General features: G+C 38.1%; 11 protein-coding genes and 1 pseudogene. 6 read left to right on the top strand and 6 right to left on the bottom strand.

Annotated elements, in window-relative coordinates; genetic code table 11:
- Positions 1-133: 133 nt before the first annotated feature.
- Positions 134-1175 (bottom strand): annotated as a pseudogene (locus BWI92_RS02570) (sugar phosphate isomerase/epimerase family protein).
- Positions 1176-1433: 258 nt separating this feature from the next.
- Positions 1434-2318: an NmrA family NAD(P)-binding protein gene (locus BWI92_RS02565; protein WP_095160558.1), complete on the bottom strand. Its 885-nt coding sequence runs from the start codon at positions 2316-2318 to the stop codon at positions 1434-1436.
- An 83-nt stretch (positions 2319-2401) separates the two neighbouring features.
- Here BWI92_RS02565 and BWI92_RS02560 point away from each other — a divergent pair, with 83 nt between their 5' ends.
- Positions 2402-2776 carry a helix-turn-helix domain-containing protein gene (locus BWI92_RS02560; RefSeq protein WP_095160616.1) on the top strand — a complete coding sequence of 125 codons (375 nt, stop codon included), beginning with the start codon at positions 2402-2404 and terminating at the stop codon, positions 2774-2776.
- A 68-nt stretch (positions 2777-2844) separates the two neighbouring features.
- Here the strand turns inward: BWI92_RS02560 and BWI92_RS02555 are convergent, their stop codons facing one another.
- From BWI92_RS02555 to BWI92_RS02545, 3 genes are read right to left on the bottom strand one after another with little or no spacing between them, the layout of a single operon-like run.
- The gene (locus BWI92_RS02555; RefSeq protein ID WP_095160557.1) at positions 2845-3324 is read right to left on the bottom strand and encodes a hypothetical protein; all 480 of its coding nucleotides are present in this window, start codon (positions 3322-3324) and stop codon (positions 2845-2847) included.
- A complete protein-coding gene (locus BWI92_RS02550; RefSeq protein ID WP_095160556.1) occupies positions 3321-4172 on the bottom strand; it encodes a carboxypeptidase-like regulatory domain-containing protein in 852 nt (283 codons plus the stop codon). Before BWI92_RS02550 ends, BWI92_RS02555 begins: the two co-directional genes overlap by 4 nt.
- Entirely contained in the window at positions 4169-5344 is a 1176-nt protein-coding gene (locus BWI92_RS02545) for a hypothetical protein (RefSeq protein WP_095160555.1), read from the bottom strand. Before BWI92_RS02545 ends, BWI92_RS02550 begins: the two co-directional genes overlap by 4 nt.
- Positions 5345-6264: 920 nt before the next feature.
- Between BWI92_RS02545 and BWI92_RS02535 the strand changes: the two genes are divergently transcribed.
- Positions 6265-7242: a PAS domain S-box protein gene (locus BWI92_RS02535; RefSeq protein WP_095160553.1), complete on the top strand. Its 978-nt coding sequence runs from the start codon at positions 6265-6267 to the stop codon at positions 7240-7242.
- A 261-nt stretch (positions 7243-7503) separates the two neighbouring features.
- On the opposite strand, the gene BWI92_RS02530 is transcribed toward BWI92_RS02535, so the two are convergent.
- Positions 7504-8394, bottom strand: a complete 891-nt coding sequence (locus tag BWI92_RS02530; protein ID WP_095160552.1) for an AraC family transcriptional regulator — start codon at positions 8392-8394, stop codon at positions 7504-7506.
- Between the two features lie 601 nt (positions 8395-8995).
- On the opposite strand from BWI92_RS02530, the gene BWI92_RS02525 reads away from it, so the two are divergent.
- The 4 genes from BWI92_RS02525 (at position 8996) to BWI92_RS02510 (ending at position 16328) form a co-directional block, all read left to right on the top strand.
- Entirely contained in the window at positions 8996-11782 is a 2787-nt protein-coding gene (locus tag BWI92_RS02525) for a DUF1553 domain-containing protein (RefSeq protein ID WP_095160551.1), read from the top strand.
- A gap of 74 nt (positions 11783-11856) precedes the next feature.
- Positions 11857-13338: a DUF1501 domain-containing protein gene (locus tag BWI92_RS02520; RefSeq protein WP_095160550.1), complete on the top strand. Its 1482-nt coding sequence runs from the start codon at positions 11857-11859 to the stop codon at positions 13336-13338.
- Between the two features lie 238 nt (positions 13339-13576).
- The gene (locus tag BWI92_RS02515; RefSeq protein WP_095160549.1) at positions 13577-14650 is read left to right on the top strand and encodes a twin-arginine translocation signal domain-containing protein; all 1074 of its coding nucleotides are present in this window, start codon (positions 13577-13579) and stop codon (positions 14648-14650) included.
- Positions 14651-14879: 229 nt separating this feature from the next.
- Entirely contained in the window at positions 14880-16328 is a 1449-nt protein-coding gene (locus tag BWI92_RS02510) for a c-type cytochrome domain-containing protein (RefSeq protein ID WP_095160548.1), read from the top strand.
- The last annotated feature ends 262 nt before the right edge of the window (positions 16329-16590 follow it).

Below are 16590 nucleotides of genomic sequence, written 5' to 3'. Positions count from 1 at the left end.
GATTCTTTACCTACCTAGTGTTATAGCTCTACTAAAAATATAAGTATTTTCAGGGAAACAACAAAGGCACAGATATACTGCGTGATTTACCCTCCTTCACTTTGTCCCTCTGTGCCTTTGTGCCTGTTCCCTATTATGCCAACGCTTGCTTACAAAACTCTAAACATTTTTTCACTTCTTCTACCGAATTTGAGCCTTTTGGAATTTGGTATTCTAATTCGATAGTTGCGGGGAAATTGTATTTGTTATCACGTATCAATTTAAGGACATCAGCGATAGGCGTATCGCCTTGTCCCCATGGCAAATTGCCACGACCGTTAGCTTTTGTCTGACGGTCTTTGATGTGCATACTCACAATTCTCTCATGATATTTTTTGACCATCTCCAAAGGCGTTGGATTTCCTGCTGCTACAAAGTGTCCAAAATCAAGATTTAAAGCATTGGCAGGTGACTGCGCCAAAGCTGTATCCCAGAACGTATAAGTTTGTTGCTCGTGACCATGATAACCTACTTTGATACCAACTTTTTCAGCCATTTTACCCAACTTTAAGGTATGAGCGTCATTGCTTGGATGTTCCAAAGTTACTTGTGTAGCACCCAAAGCCTTGGCAGCACGCATACCGTATTCTATTTCGGTATCGGTATTTTGCATACCAAACGCATCAGGTTTGAAAGCATATATAGAAACTCCTGCTTTTTTATAGGTCTTTCCTAATTCCTCAAACTTACTAATAGGAGCCGTCGCACGCCATTGCGCCATTTCAGCACGATAGGCTTTCAATTTTAGTTTCAGCCTCGTCTAATTGTTGTTGTTCTTCAGGAGTCAAGGTTTGTTTTTCATTGCGTTTACGCATCAACGGAAATACAGCACGGAAATCTACAGGATTTTTAGGTGCGCCAGCATAACTTTCGGCTGGACCGCCCATCAGTTCAATCGCACTAATACCGCAATCACGGACATATTGTAAAGTTGCCTCCGCACTTTGGTCGGGCATTTCACGAAACGAATAGGTAATTACGCCGATTTGTACGCCCTTGATTAATGAACCAGATTTTCCGAAATTATCAATAATGGCAGGCATACCCCAGAGTTTTCCATTGGCCATGAGTGTACCTGTAAGCAAAGCAGCGCCAGCACCTAAAAACTGACGGCGAGAAGAATTGTAATCGTTCATTTTCAAATAGTTAAATTGGTTTATGTAAAAATTGAAGGGAATAGGTACAAAGTACTTGTGACAATACAATGCATCTGATGTAATGTTACGCAATCTGTATTTTTTAGCCAAAAATTACGACTATCAATCGACCAAATACCCAAACTATTAGACAGTTATGGCATATTTCAAGTCTATTTTATCATAAAGATAAAATAAAAATCCACAGCCCAAACAAGAAGTTGTTTAGACTGTGGATGAAATCATTTTTAGGTCTTTTTAACCTAAAAAAGCTCCTGCAAACTCTTTAGCAAAGTCTTGAATTTTGATAGAACCTACCTGTGGAGCACCACTTGCGTCAAAATCCTTTTGTAATTTTCCTTCACGAACTGCCACGCCCATTTCGGTATATAAGTTTGCCATTTCGGCAGGTAGACCAGCTTGTTGCATTCCTTGGAATGATTGTTCGTCGGTAAACTCTACCCAAGGAAGTTGTTTTCCAAGAGCATCTCCAAATGCTTTAGCCACCTCCGACAAACTTACATAGTCGCTTACTACATAGCTAACCTGATGTCCTGTAGTACTTTTTTGTAATTCCTCCGCTACTGCTTCCGCGATATTTTGAGGATGTACCACTGGCATTTTAGCCTCGGCAGGATAATTAGCGCCTATGATTCCCATACCTTTAATCAGTGGAACATTACTGTAGAAATTTGTATAGAAATACCCTGCTCGCATAAAGCTTACGTTCACATTGGGAAGTAATGTGCGATACAAATTTTCGATATGATAAAGCCCAGCGATTGGCCCAGTTCCATTTTCGAATTCAGCACCAATACTACTGAGCATTACTACTTTTTGAATACCTGCTTTTGCAATAGCCTCAGCGTACGATTTTCCTGCGTTAACCGTGTTCTCGATGATGTTCTGACCACCCATGTTTGGAGGAGTCATTACATATACCGCATCAGAACCCGTAAAAGACTTTACCAAAAAATCAGTATCTGTAATCGAGCCAATAGCAGCCTGAGCACCAAGCGCTTCGATGGCAGACTTTCTATCTTCGTTGCTACTGATAACAGTTACTTCGTTAGAATTTGCTACCAATATTTTTACCAAATGTTTACCTATGTTTCCTAGTGAACCTGTGACTGTAATTTTCATGATTTTATATTTTGTTTTTTGTTGATACAAAGGTATTTTTGCACTTACTTTTTTACAAGTACTTACCCTAAAGTATGTATCAAATGACAGCGATTAAAGAATCATCGACCATACAACAAAATAAGAAAACAGCCTTGGAACTATGTCCTGTAACTTTTACGATGGAAAAGATTGGAGGATACTGGAAGCCCATCATTATTTATCATTTATCTCAAGAAAGTAAACGATACAGTGAACTCAAAAAGGCGATTCCAGCTATTACTGAAAAAGTATTAATTCAGCATTTGAAGCAGTTAGAAGCCGACGGATTGTTAATCAGAGAAGCAAAACCAGTTGTGCCTCCTTTTGTAACTTACCAATTGAGTGAATCTGGGAAAAAACTCCTTCCTGTCATACACGCCATGGCAACTTGGGCTTTTGAGCATCAGGGGAAAAGTGTTGATATGGAAGGTAAATAGTTGGGAAACTATTGAAAAATAGGTTCAAGTCAAAGACCTGAACCTGTGTCAAAACTTTACTCTCAATTTTACTTCACCTTTTTAAATTGATTTTCGAGAGGTTCGTTTGCTTGTGATTCTAGGTTATTTTGTGATTGTTTGGAAAGGTATAAATCCAATGGGATTTTCTCCCAAAAAGTTGGGTTGAAAACCTCATTTACTTTAGGCTTTTGTCGTTTTATGTTTCCCTCTTTATCAATCTCAAACCCAAATTCTTTCTTATAGGCATCTAAGCTTCCTGATATTTCCCCTAAATCTGTGAGGACTAACTGATTTTTCTTAGTGATGCTTATTTCTTCTTCTGTTGGAGCATTTTTGTCTAAGAAGGATTCCTCATACGATATGTATTTAGGAAAATATTTCCCTTGATATGGCTCATACAGAATGACTCCTTCTATATAATTCCACTTTGCCTTGAAGTCTTGCTCATTTTTGAGAACTTTATAAAGAGTCGTATATTTTTTAGTCGAAAATAATACCTTATGAATCGCGTAATTCTTCGCATTCACATAAAATTCGGCTTCGTATAAGCCTGCATGTATTGGAAAGAATGCCAAAGGTGTTTTGTTGATTTTTTGAGTAAAGATGCACTTGGTTCACACCTCAATACATATACGACCTCATTGTTGTACATCGAAGTATCTACAATTTTGACAACACTTTTACTTTTCCCTTTCACCAAAAAACCTTTATGAAGTATATCCTCTTTCACGATGTTTAACCAATCATAAAACTTCCCTTCTTCCTTAAATCCACGTATATCTTTACCGTAGAAATAGGTACTTTTTCGCTGCTCTTTGACATTGATCAAATCTGTCGTTGAAACGTACATCGTGGGTAGTTCGGTGTAAGACCAATCAAATCCTCTATTGAAAATATCAAGTTTCATTTGCGTAAAACCCACACATTGCCCGTCTCTGAAGGAGGTTGAGGTAAATATCCCCTGTTGTTTGTAGATATTTTGATAGACGTTATCTCCCATTTTTTGCTTTACTTTCTCCAAAATTTCTTCCGCAGATAAATAGGGGAAAATCATTACCTCTGGAAGTAGATATAATTTAGAAGACAAAGCAATATTCATGGGCTTAGACCCATCGATTTTGCTTTTGATGGTGCTATATCCAACACAGGAAAAAAATAAAGAATCTTGTAAGTATTGGCTGGGAACTTGGAGCACAAAATTGCCAAACTCATCACAAATAGTACCGATAGATGTATTGCTTATGCCTACTGAAACATAAGGAATACTCTGGGTGTCATCTTTTGAACTAACATGACCTTTTACTGTGGTAGATTGACCAACAAGGTGGTAGAAATGCCCTAAAAAAAGGCAAATCAGTAAAATAGTTTTTTTCATAGCGTAGGTATTTTAAATTTATAGAATGCTAATTTTTCATTTGACTCATCTAGGTATCCATCGGCGTAAATAAAGTTTTCGTCGTATCCAATAATATTAAAGCGACTAGGAACTTGAACATCTCCGACTAAAACAGTGCCTTTATAAATTTGCATTCTACGATTATTAGCGTCATCATCATCGAAGATATCCGCTTCACTATTGCCTGTGGTATAACATCTAAAGGTCAAATCCAACTTGGCAATTCTTTTAATAGTCGAGTAAAACCCTTTCGCTGCTCTTTCTTGAGAAAATACCTTTATAGCCTCTTTATAAGTGGTAGTTTCAATATACTTCTGGTTCATATTTACCCCTTTTCTTCCGAAGGCGTACAAAGGTTTCAATTGCTTGTCGTAAACATATATTAAAGAGTCTGCATCAAAATTTAAGTATAACTTACTGACATCCATATCATAGCTCCAATTGGAAAAATTAGGCACATTAGGATGCGCTACATAATAATCAGAATAATGGAGAAGGTTTTTCTCCCATTTCCCTGTATTAATATTTACCCTTGCAAAAATGTTGGCTTGCTGGTAGTATGCCTTTGCAAAGGCACTGAAGTATCCATTAAACTTAGGATGTGGAGATTCGATATTGAACAAAACATTCGTAGAATCTAACATGGTATGGTTATTCTGAAAATACTTTACTTCATATACTTCTAAATAGGATGCCTTGGGCTTATCAATAAGCTCTTTTTTCGAAATAGTTGAGTCTGTATTAAGCGAAGAGACTTTTATTTTTTGCCATTTGCTGTCATATTGATAAATTCGGCATCCTTCGAATAACACATTATTACTTCCATTTTTACACCAAGAGTCTATTTCTCTTGGCCCTTTACCTTTGGGTAGTGGCGTTGAAACGAACTTACCTATTTTATCAAAGATTGAGACAGCGCCATACATTTTATCAAAATATAGCAGTTGATTTCCATCCATTTTCCAAAATCCACGGTACGAGAATTTTGGAAGATTGACAAAGACCGTATCAATACCGATTTGTGTGATTGATAGCTGTTGGGCTGTGGGCTTTATCTCCCAATTGCTAGTTGTAGATTCCTTTTTAGACTGACATCCAGTCATTACCAAAAGTAATACGATGAATACTTTTGAGTAAAAATTATTAAGCATATAGACTATTTGTTTAGTTGTTTCAAGCGAGTTTGTTGTTACTAGTAGGGCAACAACAGGAAAATCCTATTTACCAGAATATCAAATAGTTAAACCATATTAAAACAATAACTTGGGAAGATTACAGGCATACAATAGTACTTGAAGAAGCCTAAGGTTAGAGCATCTTATGTTTACCGTATAAAGTAAGATAAAGTGCTGTGAAATGAACGAATAGGAAATACTCATGTCGGGAAATCGAGCCCTTGTATAGAACTGTAGAGTTTGGCATGATACTTAAAAGGTTATGGAGGTTTTGGCGTATTAATTTTGGTAGAATAACTACTTAATAGAAGAAATATTGTGTGTGATACGACTGATTTTTAGACGATTCCTATAGTTCTTGATTCAAGTCTTTGCCTTAAACTCACACTCTTTAAAGTTTCAAAACATTACTTCCAATATTTCAGTATCTATAATAATTTTGCAATGGTAATTTTATTACCTATAACACATCATTATTAAACCTATCATTTTATATCCCTTACTATGCACAACTCTCATTTAGTCGAGTTAGTCCAGACTATGCTCAATTGTAGTGACACGCCATCTCTATTTGTTTCTCCTAGTCATGAAATCATTTCATTCAATGCCCATTTTGAAACAATGATTAAATGGTTTAATCCACGGCTCTTACAAAAAGGGCAACTCATAACAGCCTATAAGCTTCCCGTCAGCAATGAAGAGTATCATCTGTTATTTGGGGAAATTATTTCAGGCAAAAAATAGACACAACCGTATCCTGTCTCACCAACATTTCTACCATCCAATATCGTGTCAAAGGAGAACCTCTTTATTCTAGCCAAGGCACTATTTTAGGTGTTCTTTTTTCATTCAAACATGTTGGGCACCACAATGCTTTATCTGAAGAAATTGCCAATTTGAAGCTTTATTTCGAAAGTATTATTGCAGAAGCCCACGAAGGTGTTCTTTTTCTTCAAGATGATTTAAGTGTTTTATATTATAATGAAGCCATTATGAAACAGTCTGTGTACAAGAATATTCATTTACTCAGACAAGGAAATAACATTTTGGATATTGTCAACGAAAAAGAAAGAGAACAAACCGAATTTTTACTAAAATTGGCTTTGTCTGGAAAAATGATTGACAGAGAAGTCCCAATTAGTGGTAAAGATGGACACACTCATTGGTTTAAGATCAAGTTGTTTCCCATCAAAAATCAGCATGAGGAAATAGTTGGGATAGCGATTTTATCGCTAGATGTTTCAGAGAAAAAGAAATTAGAATTAGCGCTTCATGAAAGTGAAATTAGGTTTAAGAACATTATCGAAAATACTCCTATTGCACTGGCCGTACTTGACAAAGATTTCAAAGTAATTCAGCTCAACTCTGTAGCTGAGGAGCTTCTAGGCTACAACTCACAAGAATTGATAGGAACAGACCTTAGGAGTATCATCTATTGTTCCTACTATGATGACAGCGAAAGTAGTCCTTGGTTCGAAAATTCTGATGCATTTTTTACTAACTTAACTTCCGATAGGTTTATTTCTACAATCAACAAAGCAGGCGAGCTTGTTACCGTCGATATTACAATCAATGCCTACAGGTTTAATACCAATAAAACCATTGTGCTAGCAGCGAGAGACGTTCGTGTTTTGCTCAAACAAGAAGAAAAGCTACAATTACATTCGGAATTGTTCAGAAAAATAGCTTGGCAACAGTCTCATGAAGTGCGCAAACCACTTGCCAATATCAAAGGCATTACGGAATTACTTCTGGACAACGCAACCTCCTCTTCGTTCGACTTATATCTCAACTATCTGAAAGAGGCTACCGAGGAGCTCGATACAATCATTAAGAATATCGTTAATCAAACTTATCTGACACAGGGTGAGTAATGGGCTTTCAGTGGTCAGCTATGGGTATTCAGCAAAAGCTCAAAGGATACACATACTTCTTATAAATCCATAGAAATATTTTTCAGAGTGCTCATAGCTGACCGCAGAAAGCTTCATAATTAGAAATTTACGCTCACAATTAGCACTTTACGAAGGATTCCAATGTATTGGGGATTTCTGATTTCGGAAATAAAGATTATTACCCTTGTCTCCGAAATCCATGCTTTTTTATTCCTACCTATAACTCTAACTCGTGCTTCACTATTGCTTATCTGCTTTTCTAAAATCTCTGGGAGATATACCCATCACTGTTGTAAAAACTCGACTAAAATGATAGGGGTCACTATAGCCTATCTGATAGGCGATTTCTTTGATGCGAAGCCTGCTATATTCCAACAATCGACAAGCTTGTTGTATTTTAAGAACGGTAAAAAATTGAATAGGCGAACTTTGCACTTTCTGACGAAATACCGCCGAGAAATGCGAAGTAGACATACCCGCCACCTCAGCAAGTTGCTCTAAGGTCAACATTTCTGTCAGATGCTCTCTCATATAATTGATTACTCGTGAAATGGAATCGGGTTTATCAATTTGCTGTGAATTTGGACTAAATACTGAAGATTTGAAGGTTGTCAAAAAATATGCAAAGCGGGTATTGGCATAGACCATATTATCATCGTTGAATGACATCTCGATATGTGTCATAATATCTTCGAAAATAACAATCCTGTCGTTGTTTGGAGCTAGAAATACGGGTATTACTGTATCTGAATTATCCAGTAAAAAATTCCAATAATCTGATGCTTTTTTTCCTGTAAAATGTACCCAATAGATTGTCCAAGGATTATCACTATTTGCTCCGTATTTATGGGGTACATGGGCAGGTAGGATAAAAAAATAGTCAGGGGTTATCTCATATCTCGACCCATTTATTTCAAAGTACCCTTCCCCTTGCACACAATAAATCAAGATATATTGAGGGCAACCAGATTTTCGCTCCCTTGCATGAAAGCTTGCCTTGGGATAGTAGCCAATATCTGTAATATGTAGGGCTTCCAGCAAAGGATGTTGAGATATTCGTGTTAACAAATCGCTGGGTACCACATAAGATCGCTGCCCTATAAATCCTTCCTTTTTCTCTATCATTGCCATATAATCATAATATTATCTATCTTTTTCATCAAAATAGTCATGTAAAAGTAATTATTCAAGTTCTATTTTTGCATAAATCCAACCGAGATAATCAAATAATATCTCCTCAAAACACAAAAAATAAAGTATTATAACCTTTTGAATGTCTATTAGTCTTGATAAATTTTACTAAATCATATATGTACAAATTTTACAAATAACGATAATACATTAATAATAAAGCCATTAATCATTACAATTTAATCCTAAACCATTTTTACCTATACCTTCATGATTATGATAATAGTATGCCTTGGAGAAAATCCTATTTACAACAAAGCTATTCAGTGATTTATCCATCTTTAGTATAAGCTTTAAGCTTTCCTATCACCAAATTCATCTTTATAATCTCCTAATCACCATACTTACAGACAGTATTTAAAAATTTTCTTTTCTACTTAGAGTATAATAAAATCATTATTCATTACCATTATGAGAACAGCAAGCATATCGAGTTGTCCTCCTCTAACTCTAGCCATCTACAGCTATTCTGAGCCTTTAAACCAAGCTATTACTCACGCGCTTATTCCATAAATTAACTCATTACGGAATTATTACTCTTATGAATACCAACAAATTACTCTTCATTAGTAGCATCGTTTTAATCGGAGGATACTCTGTATACTCTTTTTGGGGAGCAAACAACAACGTTGATTACAGCACAGAAGTAAAACCGATTTTAAATAAACACTGTATTTCATGTCATGGTGGCGTAAAAAAGCAGGGAGGCTTTAGTCTATTATTTCGAGAAGAAGCCCTAGGAAAGACTGAGTCTGGCAAACCAGCCATTATTCCGGGTGATGCCAAACATTCTGAGTTTATTATTCGTCTAACGCATAAAGACCCAGAGGAAAGAATGCCATTGAAGAAAGAGCCTCTGAAAAAAGAAGAGATAGAAATTTTGACTAAATGGGTAAATCAAGGAGCGAATTGGGGCGAACACTGGGCTTTTGTCAAACCAGAAATGCCCAAAGTTCCCAATAAAAGCTTTTTTGCAGGCATATTTAGCTGGTTTTCTACTAAATGGGAGAAAAACGACATTGATTATTTTATCAAAAATAAACTAGATGAAGAAGGGTTATCACCTTCGAAACAAGCCGAAAAATCTATTCTACTCCGTAGAGTATGCTTAGACTTGACGGGCTTACCTCCTACCGACAAGCAGATGCAGGATTTCTTGAATGACAATTCAGATAATGCTTATGAAAAAGTTGTGGATGCCTTACTTGCCTCTCCTCAATACGGCGAGCGTTGGGCTGGTATGTGGCTAGACATGGCGAGATATTCGGATACGAAGGGTTATGAAAAAGACGAAGCTCGCAATATCTGGCAATATCGTGACTATGTCATCAAGGCATTTAATAAGAATATTCCTTATAATCAATTTATCAAGGAACAACTAGCTGGCGATTTATTAAAAAACCCTTCCGAAGAACAATACATCGCTACGGCCTTTCATCGTAATACCGTTAACAATGACGAAGGCGGTACAGATGATGAAGAATTTAGAAACGCCTCTATGGTCGACCGTGTAAATACGACTTGGGAGATGCTTCAGGGAACAACGATGGCCTGCGTACAATGCCACTCGCATCCTTATGATCCAATTCGACATGAGGACTATTACAAATCAATGGCATTTTTTTATAATACTCGCGACGAAGATATTCCTGACGATTCGCCATACCTCCGCCAATTTACCCAACCAGAAGATAAAGCAAAGCTTGAGCAGTTGAAAAGCTGGTTAAAAAGTAATTTTGGCACCGCCAAAGAGCAGGAGATATCCCATTACTTGACTTTTTTAGAACCCAAAATTCATCCGCATGCAGGAGACCAATTTATCAATGGTGCCCTAGCAGATAACAAGTATTTGGGTGTTCGCAATGGCGGTTCTGTTCGCTTCAAAGCCCTTCCTGTAGAAGGCAAGCGACAACTTTTAGTCGCTTATGGCAACAAAACTGGCAGTCCTACTTTTATGGAAATACGCCTTGGTTCACTAACAGGAAAACTCCTGACGACTATCAAGCTAGATACCACCCAAAAAGGTGGCTGGACCCACTCATGGGATTATCAGTTATATGATTTGCCTGCCATGAATGGTCGTCAGGATTGGTATCTTGTATTTAAAAATACCAAAGTAAAACCTGACCAAAGTACCTGCGTCATTGGAAGCTTTACCTTATTACCTGAATTTCCAGGAAAAGATAGAGCTGATTTTAGTCAAAGAAAAAAAGATTTCTTAGCACTCATCAGTGCCAGCACCGAAAATACCCCTGTGATGCTGGATTCGCCAAAAGAGTTTACTCGTCAAACACAGGTTTGGGAGCGGGGTAATTGGTTGGCCAAAACGCAAGTGGTGGCGCCAGAAGTACCTGCGATATTTGGTGGATTACCTAAAAATGCCCCTAAAAATCGTCTCGGACTAGCCATGTGGTTGGGAAGTCAGGACAATCCATTAACGGCCAGAGTAGCGGTAAATCGCTTCTGGGAACAAATTTTTGGCATAGGTTTGGTCGAAACTTTGGAAGATTTTGGCACACAAGGATTTACACCTACGCATCCAGCTTTGTTGGACTATTTAGCCGTAAAATTCATGACCGAATACCAATGGAAACCCAAGCAACTCTTGAAAGAAATGGTCATGTCGGCTACATACCAACAAGATTCTAAAGCCAACCCAGATTTATTAGAAAAAGACCCTATGAATCGACTTTTAGCCCGTGGACCAAGAGTACGCTTGTCAGCTGAGCAAATCCGAGATCAAGCCTTACTGGTGAGCGGCTTGTTAAGTCCTAAAATGTATGGAAAAAGCGTAATGCCGTATCAACCCGATGGAATTTGGAATACACCTTACAGTAGCATGGCTTGGAAAACAAGTGAAAAAGACGATCAGTATCGAAGAGCCTTATACACCTATTGGCGACGCTCAACGCCCTATCCTTCGATGATTACTTTTGACGGCGCTAATCGTGATATCTGTTTAGCAAGAAGAATCCGAACCAATACGCCTTTGCAGGCACTCGTCACGCTCAATGATCCTGTGTACTTGGAATGTGCCAAACATCTAGCCCAAAAGATGAATCATATTCAAGGCTCGTTTGACACTCAAATTAGTAATACCTACCAATTTACGATTGGTAAACCTATTTCTGAGAAAAAACTAGCGGTATTTAAACGACTCTATACCAATTCATTGCAAGCATATCGGCAGAATAAAAGCGAGGCCGAAAAGCTTCTGAATATTTGTCCTGATGATAATATAAAACCTAAAAACATTCCAGACTTAGCTGCTAAGACCCTTGTGGCTAGCACTTTACTGAATCTGGATGAGTTTATTATGAAAGAATAAATTTGATTGTGGATTTTTGATTTCGGAGGTCAGATTTTCTTAAACCTAAAAGCTTTTGTTCATTGAATAAACGTATGAAAAACTTACAGCAAGAACTTCTTTTTGAAAAGCTTCGCTACGAGACCCGTCGGCATTTTCTCAAGCAATGCACTACGGGCTTGGGGATGATGGCTATGGGTTCTTTTCTCCAAAGTTGTGGCAGTACTCCACAGAATACTGTAGCGAGTGCGGCTAATCCTCTTGCACCCAAAATGCCTCATTTTGCAGGTAAAGCCAAATCTGTCATTTACTTACATATGGCAGGTGCGCCTTCGCAGCTGGAGTTATTTGATTACAAACCCGATTTGATGAAATTGGATGGAAAAGACTGTCCAGCTTCTTTTCTAGAAGGCAAAAAGTTTGCCTTTATCCGTGGTGTCCCGCAAATGATGGGACCACAAGCCCAATTCCAACAAGTTGGTCAAAGTGGCGCATGGGTTTCGGATAAAATGCCTTATTTACAATCAGTGGCAGATGATATTTCGTTTATCAAGGCCATGTACACCGACCAGTTCAACCATGCTCCTGCGCAATTGCTACTTCACACAGGTTCGGCTCGCTTAGGGCGACCGAGTACGGGTACGTGGGCAACGTATGGTTTGGGCTCCGAAAATCAGAACTTACCGGGATATATGGTACTTACTTCTGGTGGAAAAAACCCAGATGGCGGCAAAGCCTTATGGGGTAGCGGATTTTTACCTTCGGTGTACCAAGGTGTTCAATGTCGGAATCAGGGTGAGCCAGTTTTGTACATTTCCGACCCAGCAGGAATGAATCGTGATTTACGCAAAAGCACCATCGATGCCATTACCGAAATCAATAAAGAATCTTACGAAGAGTTTCATGACCCTGAAACCTTAGCACGTATTTCGCAATACGAAATGGCCTTCAGGATGCAAACTACTGTGCCAGAAGTAATGGATATTACCAAAGAACCAGCCTATATCCACGAAATGTACGGCACACAATTAGGCAAAGAATCCTTTGCCAACAACTGCCTGTTAGCCAGAAAATTAGTAGAACAAGGTGTGCGTTTTGTACAACTTTTTGATTGGGGATGGGACTCCCACGGCGGAGGTTCGGAAGATACTGACGTGGCAAATGGTTTGACCAAAAAATGTTCGACCGTCGACAAAGCCATTACAGCTTTAATCCAAGACTTAAAGCAAAGAGGTTTACTAGATGAAACACTCATCGTTTGGGGAGCAGAATTTGGGAGAACCCCAATGGCAGAAAATCGCGAAGGTAAAGCGGCGGCCTTCAAAGGAAGAGACCACCATACCGAAGCGTTCACCGTTTGGATGGCAGGCGGAGGCATCAAGGGCGGCTATTCACACGGCGAAACAGATCCTGTGGGCTATGTCGGCATCAAAGACCGCACTTCTGTTTTTGATTTGCAAGCAACCATCATGCACTGTTTAGGCTTTAACCATGAAGAATTTACCTATCCATTTCAAGGTAGAAACTTTAGATTAACCGACACTAGTGGAAAAGTCATCCGTTCGGTTTTGTCTTAATGATGCCTTAGGCTATGAGCTAAGGTATTAGGCAAATCACTAACCTATATCTATAATTCACAATTACAACTGTAAGAAGGATTTCCAACAATTACGGATTTGGGATTTCTGATTTTGGAAATAAAAAAATAGAAGATTACACTTCCGAAATCCCATATCCGATATCCGAAATAGTTTGGAAACCCTTCGTACAGTATTGATTCACAATTCGTAATTTACCATTAACATATTATCCTCTATGTACGAGCATCAATCCAGAAGAAATTTCCTCAAAACTAGCACCTTAGCTGTAGGAGCTGGTTTAATCACCAATACTAGTTTAGGCAATAAAACATCTCAAAAAATGGAAGAAATCATCATTGGGCATAATTCCCACAAGTACAAAGTAGTAGCAGGATGGGGCGTACTAGATGCTGCTAAAAACCCTGTGAACGACTGTCACGAAATGGTAGAAGATGCCAAAGGTCGTTTGATTATGTGTACCAACGAAACCAAAAATAATATCTTGATTTATGATAAATCAGGAAAATTATTGGAAGCTTGGGGCACAAGTTATCCTGGTGCACATGGTCTGTCCATCTCAAATGAAGGTGCCGAACAGTTTTTATTTATTTGTGATAACAATCGTCATCAAGTCATCAAAACCGACTTGAAAGGACGTGAAGTAATGAAATTGGAGTACCCCAAAGAAACAGGCGTTTATGAATCACCTAACCGCTTTGTTCCTACAGAAACAGCTATTAACCCAGCCAATGGCGATATCTATGTAGCTGATGGATATGGTTCACAATATATTATTCAATATGACAGCAAAGGCCGATACATCCGTCATTTTGGAGGTTACTCAAATGCTTACACTGACGATAAATTTGATACTTGTCATGGTGTTTTGGTAGATACTCGTGATAAAAAGAACCCAACCTTATTGGTTACAGACCGTTCACATACTTGTATCAAAAGATTTACACTCGACGGAAAATTCTTGGCGGTGTATCATTTACCGGGCACTTTCGTATGTAGACCAGTACTACATGGCGACTATATTTTTGCAGCAGCCTACAGAAGCTCCGACCAATCTTGGAATAACTCAGGTTATATTCAGGTAATGGATAAAAATATGAAAGTAATCTCAACCCCTGGTGGGTCTGAGCCGACTTACAAAGATGGTAAGCTACAACGTCAGTACAAAGACGACCCTCACAATGTGTTTATGCACCCTCATGATGTATATGTAGACTCTGACGAAAACGTGTATGTTCCTCAATGGAATTCTAAAAAAACATATCCCATCAAACTAGAAAGAATAGCTTAAGAGTGATGAGTTTTGAATGCGGAATGAGGAGTGATTTTTAGAGCGATGGGGGCTGAGTGGTGAATCATGACCATTAACATTTTACTTTATTACTTATCATACTTAAATATTGGGCTTTCGGCTGTCAGCTATGTACATTGGTCATAAAAAAATAATAAAATATTTTGGCTAATACATACGGCTTACAGCCTAAAGCCTACATTTACCGTATTTTTCAAATCAATATATAATGATAGTATTGCAAACCAATTCCACTTCGGATTGGGCCATGTTTTTGGGGCATTTTCACCCTTTAGTGGTTCATTTACCTATTGGAATGTTGATAATGGCGGCCATTTTAGAGTGGTTATCTCGTAAAAAAAATTTACAGACACTTCAGCCTGCCATTGCTCCTATTCTTCTAACTGGCTCACTCACCGCTGTGTTATCATGTATTTTTGGCTATTCACTTTCCTCCTCTGGCGAGTATAACGAAGATACGCTCTTTTGGCATCAATGGATGGGAATAGCGGTAGCGGCTGTTTCCTTATTGTCTTGGTATCTTAAAGGTTACGGGCGAAGTTCCGTCATGAATAAAGGATATTTATCTGCTTTATTCACTATGCTAATTTTATTGACGATTACGGGGCATCTTGGAGGTAATATGACGCATGGAGAAGATTATTTGTACGCCAATACGCCAGAGCCATTTCGCTCTTTGCTAGGATTACCAGCAAGAAAGGCGGGTAGTACAACGCAAAAGAAAATAGAAAATATCAATGAAGCATTAGTTTATCAAGACATCATCGCGCCAGTAATGGAGCAAAAATGTTGGTCATGTCACAATGCCAACAAAATCAAAGGAGAATTGCGTATGGACCAACAAGATTTCCTTTTGAAAGGAGGTAAACATGGCGCCATTATCAAAGCAAATGATCCAGCCAATAGCGAACTTATCAAACGCTTGCTATTACCAGAAGAAGACGAACATCACATGCCTCCAAAAGGTAAAACACCACTGACTGAGCAAGAAATCGCGCTTTTGCATTGGTGGATTCAGCAAGGCGCGTCTTTTAACAAAAAGGTAGCCCAACTAAAACCCGATGAAAAGGTAAAGCCTTTGCTAGCATCGCTATCAAATGGTGGCAATACACAAGAAAATGGTGAAAGTATTTCAGCAGTTTTTAAAGAAAATGTTCCTGCTGCCAATGAAGAGGATATGCAAAAATTAAGTGCATTAAAGGTTATTGTCATGCCTGTTGCCAGCGGACAGCATTTTCTACAAGCCAACTTTGTAAATGCTCCTAACTTTGATGATGCGCAAATCAATTTACTGAACAACTTATCAGAGCAAGTCATTTGGTTAAAATTGGGACGTACAAAAATAACCGATAAATCTATGGCGGAGGTCGCCAAATGTAAACATCTAACGCATCTACATTTGGAGCATACCGCTATTACAGACGCAGGGTTAGCGCAATTGAAAGATTTACAATATTTGGAATATCTGAATGTATTTGACACGCAGATTTCTGATTCAGGCATTCAAGCTTTAGCCAAGCTAAAGTCTCTTAAAAATATCTATTGCTGGAAAAGCAAAGTCACCAAGACAGGTATTCAAGCATTGAAAAAAGCGCTACCTGACGTAGCAATACATACAGGTTGGGAGGAAACTACGAAGATTTCCACGAAGGAATAAAATTGCTATTAATCCCGAATTTGTGTAATTGCGATTACATGATGATGATAGAATTTGCACTCTCACATCATCATTACAACACTTTGATTATTAGCACTTTAGCATTAAATTGCAGTTTATCAAAAAAGGCGTTCGAAAAACAAATTTCGAACGCCTTTTTTGATAAACTGTTGTCTTGTCCTGAAATAACAATTCAAGAAAATACTACACAAAATCTTCCATTTTAAAATTAGTCAATTTGAAAGGCTTCTTTAGTTTTTTA

The organism is Flectobacillus sp. BAB-3569 (assembly GCF_002270355.1).
Classification (GTDB): Bacteria; Bacteroidota; Bacteroidia; order Cytophagales; family Spirosomataceae; genus Flectobacillus; species Flectobacillus roseus.
Note: the sequence above shows the minus strand (reverse complement) of the source record. Positions and strands in the feature narration are given on the sequence as shown.